Origin of the sequence: uncultured Succinivibrio sp. (genome assembly GCF_902756765.1) — a bacterium.
Lineage (GTDB): Bacteria > Pseudomonadota > Gammaproteobacteria > Enterobacterales > Succinivibrionaceae > Succinivibrio.
Map to the genome: position 1 here is coordinate 1 of NZ_CACVSS010000104.1, position 5404 is coordinate 5404.

6 protein-coding genes and 1 pseudogene are annotated in these 5404 nt (G+C 39.8%); 6 read left to right on the plus strand and 1 reads right to left on the minus strand.

The features are described 5' to 3' along the window. The 6 genes from QZU45_RS10575 to QZU45_RS10600 all read left to right on the plus strand — a co-directional run. On the plus strand, positions 1-643 hold a 643-nt coding region (locus QZU45_RS10575; protein ID WP_295355112.1), incomplete at its 5' end, for a hypothetical protein. A gap of 14 nt (positions 644-657) precedes the next feature. Continuing rightward, positions 658-1398, plus strand: a complete 741-nt coding sequence (locus tag QZU45_RS10580; RefSeq protein ID WP_074942590.1) for a hypothetical protein — start codon at positions 658-660, stop codon at positions 1396-1398. A gap of 13 nt (positions 1399-1411) precedes the next feature. Beyond that, positions 1412-1906 carry a hypothetical protein gene (locus QZU45_RS10585; RefSeq protein ID WP_295355113.1) on the plus strand — a complete coding sequence of 165 codons (495 nt, stop codon included), beginning with the start codon at positions 1412-1414 and terminating at the stop codon, positions 1904-1906. 340 nt (positions 1907-2246) lie between these two features. Continuing rightward, positions 2247-3341 carry a peptide chain release factor 1 gene (gene prfA / locus QZU45_RS10590; RefSeq protein ID WP_074942592.1) on the plus strand — a complete coding sequence of 365 codons (1095 nt, stop codon included), beginning with the start codon at positions 2247-2249 and terminating at the stop codon, positions 3339-3341. Positions 3342-3402: 61 nt separating this feature from the next. Then, positions 3403-4233, plus strand: a complete 831-nt coding sequence (gene prmC, locus QZU45_RS10595) for a peptide chain release factor N(5)-glutamine methyltransferase (protein ID WP_295355116.1) — start codon at positions 3403-3405, stop codon at positions 4231-4233. A gap of 328 nt (positions 4234-4561) precedes the next feature. Further along, positions 4562-5116 carry a DapH/DapD/GlmU-related protein gene (locus tag QZU45_RS10600; protein WP_074942594.1) on the plus strand — a complete coding sequence of 185 codons (555 nt, stop codon included), beginning with the start codon at positions 4562-4564 and terminating at the stop codon, positions 5114-5116. An 83-nt stretch (positions 5117-5199) separates the two neighbouring features. Here QZU45_RS10600 and QZU45_RS10605 read toward each other — a convergent pair. Then, a pseudogene (locus QZU45_RS10605) lies at positions 5200-5404 on the minus strand (DUF413 domain-containing protein); the annotation flags it as partial.

A 5404-nucleotide genomic window follows, 5' to 3' on the forward strand; every position in this document is an offset into this window, starting at 1 on the left:
AATTCCAGATGCACAGCAGGAGCCGGTTTCTGAACCTACAGCAAATGAACCTGTTGCAGAAGATCCTAATGCAAATCAGAATGAAACTCCTGCACAGGAGCCTGAAAATCCTGCAGCACAGGAAGATAATAAGAACGCTGATAATGAACAGCCTTCAGAGAATCCTCAGGATCCATTACAGAACAAGACTGATGACAATCAGAATGTTCCTGTACCTCCACAGCTTAGTGAAGATAACACCACAGCTCCAGTAGCTGATGGTCCTCAGCTTTCCAACTCTGATCTGAACAGTGGTGATATTACAAAGCTGGATGGAACCTGGAAAGTAAATTCCGCAATTGTTGATAAAAAGACCAATAAACCTATTCAGCTTGAATATAATTTCAAAGATGGAAAGGGAACCGCTACTATTTCTCAGAAAAATGGTGTTAAATGTACCGGTAATGTAAATGGAGGATTATCCGGTGGTGCTCTGACAATTCAGGGTAATTCCATTGCCAACTGCACCGATGGTTCCTCCTATGCAATGCCTAAGGTTGTATGTAAACCTGGTAAAGATGGAAACTCTGACTGTACTTCATCTTATGATGGCAAGTCATCAGGAACAACAAAGTCTGAATTTCCTATGACTATTCACAGGTAAACAGGAAGATCATTATGATGAAATCAAGTTTGGTTTGTATTGCCGTTGCTCTTAGTGTATTTGTCACCGGCTGCGCTTCCACCGATTCTGGTTCGGTTAATCCAAATCTGAAAAAGGACGAACCAAAGTTCTTCTCAAAATCTGGAGGTGGCGCCTGTCTTATCGGAGCAACCATCGCAGGTCTGGCATGTCTTGGCATCAAGGACGATAACAAGGCCGCAGCCTGTCTTATCGCGGCAACTGCCGGCTGTGCCGCAGGTATGACTGCCAACTATATGCTTGATAAAACCAGAGCTAATTATCACAATCTTGAGGATCAGCTTGATGCCAGCAAGAAGCAGGTTCAGGACAGTATAAACAGTACCAGAACCCTAAAGGAAACTTCAGAGCAGACTTTAGCTGATGATCGGGCCGAGGTTGAAAGTATCAAGGCTAACATCAAAGCAGGAACTGCCTCAAAGGCTGATTTAGAGAAAAAGCTTTCAGATATGGAGGCAAATCTTGCTTACATGAGAAAGAGACTTGATTCGGATAAATCAACGCTTAATGAATACAGGTCCTTAAGAGATTCCCTTGATAGGGGTGAAGGTGGCAAGCCTGCAACTAACAGCAGAGTGGCCGAGAGAAAAGCTGAAGAGCTTGATAATGAGATTGAAAGATTAGAGCAGAATATATATGAGCTTGAAAACTCAATCTCAAGTTATGCTCAGCAAACCTCAATTGTAAAGGGCGATGTAAGCCAGATTAGTATTTAGGAATTAAGCTTTTATGAAGAATATAAATAAGTTAGTTTTACTAGGTTCATTATTTTTAACAGCCTGTACAACAACTCCGGATAAATGCGACCCAAGTATTAGTGACCCAAGTTTTCTGGATAAACTAGGTTGTGTTGCTTCCGGTTCCTATGAGAAAAGAGTTAATGCCAAGTCTCAGGAAATTAAAGATCTGGCTGCTCAGCAGAAAGAGTTGTCTCAGAGTGTTATTGAACTTGAAAGTCAGCGCAGTGCTATTATTTCTGACAGGGCTACACGTTTGGCCGAGATGGATAAGATAAATGATAATCTAAGTTCTCTTGAGGTATCTTTAAGACAGAAGAATGCTATGACCAAAGATCTTCAGACAAAGATTAACAATGTCAGAAATTCTTCAGAGGCAGTAAAGAATCTGGATGAAGATGCAAGCATTATGGAGAAGAAGGCTAAGGTTGCTCAGCTGAAGAAACAGTATGATGAACTGTTAGATAGTATGGCTCAAGGCTATTAAACAGACAAAAAAAGTGCCAGGATCAAGAATGATAAAAGAAATCCTGGCACATCAAATTCTTTCTATTGGATCTTAATTTTAGGTGATCTTTTCAGATAAGCAATTTTTTATACAGAATTCAGAAATATGTTAATAAAAGCCGATATTCAATAGAATCAATCAGTTGGCTTTTTTATGAATGTCTGTAAAACATCAACTCTTTGTTTTTTCCCTTTAAAAATTTCTCGATTTTGTGAAGTACCCTCTTGTCTTTTGTATATTATTTTTTTCTTTACCAATCTTCAAAAAAATGTGATTTCTGCTAAAATAAGGCCAAATTTTTTAACGTTGAAAGAGTGTTATGCAAGAATCTATTTTACGTAAACTAGAGGCTCTGGTTGAGCGTCATCAGGAAGTTGAACAGCTTTTAAGCCAGCCTGATGTTATCGCGGATCAGGATAAATTCCGTGAACTTAACCGTGAGTATTCACAGCTGCAGGTTACAGTAACTACATATAAAGAATATACAACCGCTGTATCAGATCTTGAAGAAATGGAGCTGATGCTGAATGGTGATGATGAAGATATGAAGGCTATGGCCGAGGAAGAAATCGGTCCTACCAGAGAGAAGACTGAGCATCTTGAACATGAGCTTCAGTTACTTCTTCTTCCTCATGACAAGCGCGATGACTGTAACTGCTTCCTTGAAATCCGTGCCGGTACCGGTGGTGATGAAGCTGCTCTGTTTGCAGGTGATCTGTTCAAGATGTACACCCACTATGTTGAGTCAAAGGGCTGGCAGCTTGAGGTTATCTCTGTAGCAGAAGGTGAAATGGGCGGCTACAAGGAAATTATTGCCAAGATGTCTGGTGAAGGCGCATATGGCTATATGAAGTTTGAGTCAGGTGGTCACCGTGTTCAGCGTGTACCTGTAACTGAAACTCAGGGCCGTGTTCACACCTCCGCATGTACTGTAATGGTTCTGCCAGAGATTCCACCTGCAGAAGCTCCTGTTATCAATCAGTCTGATTTAAGAATTGATACTTTCCGTGCATCAGGTGCCGGTGGTCAGCACATTAACAAGACTGATTCTGCAATTCGTATTACCCACCTTCCAACTGGTATTGTGGTTGAGTGTCAGGATGAGCGTTCACAGCATCAGAACAGAGCCCGTGCTATGGAAGTTCTGTACTCAAGACTTGCTCAGTTAGAGGAAGATAAGAGAAATGCACAGGCTACTGAGATGCGTCACAGTATCTTAGCTTCAGGTGACCGTTCTGATCGTATCAGAACCTATAACTTCCCTCAGAGCCGTATTACCGATCATCGTATCAACCTGACTGTTTATCGTTTAGACGAAGTTCTGGCAGGTAATCTTGATCTGATGCTTAAACCTGTAATTGAGGAGTTCAAGGCAGAACAGCTTGCTTCTATGGCTTCTCAGGGTGCTCTGTAATCCCATCACAAATAAATAACTATTCACAGTTTTCTGTGGATAGTTATTAAAAATCCTTCCTATGACTATATTTGAAGCTTTAAAACTCTCCCGTGCAAAACTTGCTGGTGCAGGAATAGAAAGTGCTTCTCTTGATGCCTCTTTAATTCTTTCTTATCTGACAGATTTAACTAAGGTTCAGCTGATTACTCATGATACAGATGAACTTTCTGATGAAACTGTAAATCATTTGAATGAGCTGATAGATAAGAGAATTAGCGGTTATCCTATTGCTTATATTCTTGGATATAAGGAATTCTGGGGATTGAAGCTAAAGGTAACTGAAGATACTTTAATTCCAAGACCTGATACCGAGATAATAGTTCAAAAGGCTCTCGACTGTAAGGTTCATGGCCCAATTCTGGATATGGGAACCGGAACTGGCGCGATTATTCTGGCTTTAAAATCAGAGTATGGTGATGTGGTTGAGGCTTATGCCTGCGATATTTCTAAAAAAGCTCTAAATGTTGCCAGAGAGAATGCAAGAACTCATTCCCTGGATGTAACCTTTATTGAGTCAGACTGGTTCAGTGCTTTAGGGGATAAGAAGTTTTCTTTAATTGTTTCAAATCCTCCTTACATTGAGGAGAATGATCCCCATCTTACAAAGACTTCTCTTCCTTATGAACCTATAAGTGCTCTGACTTCCGGTTCTGATGGTCTTGATGATATCCGAATCATATGTGCAGATGCTCTCTCTCATCTGGAGTCAGGCGCACCTCTGCTGATTGAACACGGCTATAACCAGGGCAAATCCGTTGCCACTATTTTTACTGAAAACGGTTATAAGAATGTGGAAACCATCAAAGATTTAGCCGGAAATGACAGAGTAACGATTGGGTTTCTTATCTAGTCTGAAAAGAAATACGGCACCAGGTGAAGCACCTGATGCCGATAAGATCCTTATGTTTGTTTGATTGTATAGAATTAACTTATGGGTTCATTATACGGAGAATTAAATTAAAAAAGTTGATCTAGAGCAATGTTTGGAAAATATGCTCATTTTTATATAATAAATTAAACAGTCCTACGTGTTTGTTTGCCTAATCTTATATCTTCTTTGCCTAATTTTGTATAAAAACGTTTTTTTACTCTAGTTCCTTATAAAATTAAATCCGATTTATCTGCTGAAATCCTCCTTATGACCTAATCTTAAAATGAGTTCTTTTGTGAGGTCCGCCATGACAGATGTATTTGAGAAGCTATTAAAAGGAAGAAAGGTAAATATTCGCTCTGAAGAATTTGCTCCCGCAATTGAGAATATCTATTGGGCAAATGCTATGTGCCATAGAATCAATTTCAGCGAACCTGATTTTAAGATTCTGAAAACTCTTTTTGATGAACTCTTCAATGGCAAGCTCCCTCCGTCTTCAATTCTAATCCCTCCTATTCATATATATTTTCCACGCCATCTGTTTATTGGTGAGAATGTTTTTGTCAATCATAACAGTACCTTTATGGCGGCAGGAGGTATTGAGATTGGTGAAGGTACCTTTATTGGTCCTAATGTATCAATCATTACGGATAATCATGAATTTGGCTCCCTTCAGTATTTGCATCCAAAAAGGGTAAAGATTGGAAATAGAGTCTGGATCGGTGCCAATGCGCTGATACTTCCGGGAGTAACAATAGGGGATGATGCTGTGGTTGGCGGTGGAGCTGTAGTAACTTCAGATGTGGAGAGTAAGACACTGGTTGGAGGTAACCCAGCCAAGGTTATTAAGAAACTTAAGTAATTACTCGATGATTTAAGATTGAGGCAAGAGTTTTAAAGACAAAAAAAAGACGCTATAAAGCGTCTTTTTTTCACACGTCAGAATTAATCTAAGCCTGAAGTGTCGTCTGATGAACCGTTCATGTAGCCATTGCCATTTAACTCGTCATCATTACCAACAGAGCATAGTCTGTGCAGGTGACGTGGCTGGATAACCTGAAGATACTTCTTGAAAATTTTTGCGTTATGATCGGTAATAACCTCATCTGAAGTAATCTGTTTTACAAAAACTTTCTCTTCTTCTGTTTTT

Excerpts from the sequence above, each read along its gene's own strand:
- QZU45_RS10580 (WP_074942590.1), top strand. The coding sequence starts at position 658 with ATGATGAAATCAAGTTTGGTTTGTATTGCCGTTGCTCTTAGTGTATTT.
- QZU45_RS10585 (WP_295355113.1), top strand. The coding sequence starts at position 1,412 with ATGAAGAATATAAATAAGTTAGTTTTACTAGGTTCATTATTTTTAACA.
- prfA (WP_074942592.1), top strand. The coding sequence starts at position 2,247 with ATGCAAGAATCTATTTTACGTAAACTAGAGGCTCTGGTTGAGCGTCAT.
- prmC (WP_295355116.1), top strand. The coding sequence starts at position 3,403 with ATGACTATATTTGAAGCTTTAAAACTCTCCCGTGCAAAACTTGCTGGT.
- QZU45_RS10600 (WP_074942594.1), top strand. The coding sequence starts at position 4,562 with ATGACAGATGTATTTGAGAAGCTATTAAAAGGAAGAAAGGTAAATATT.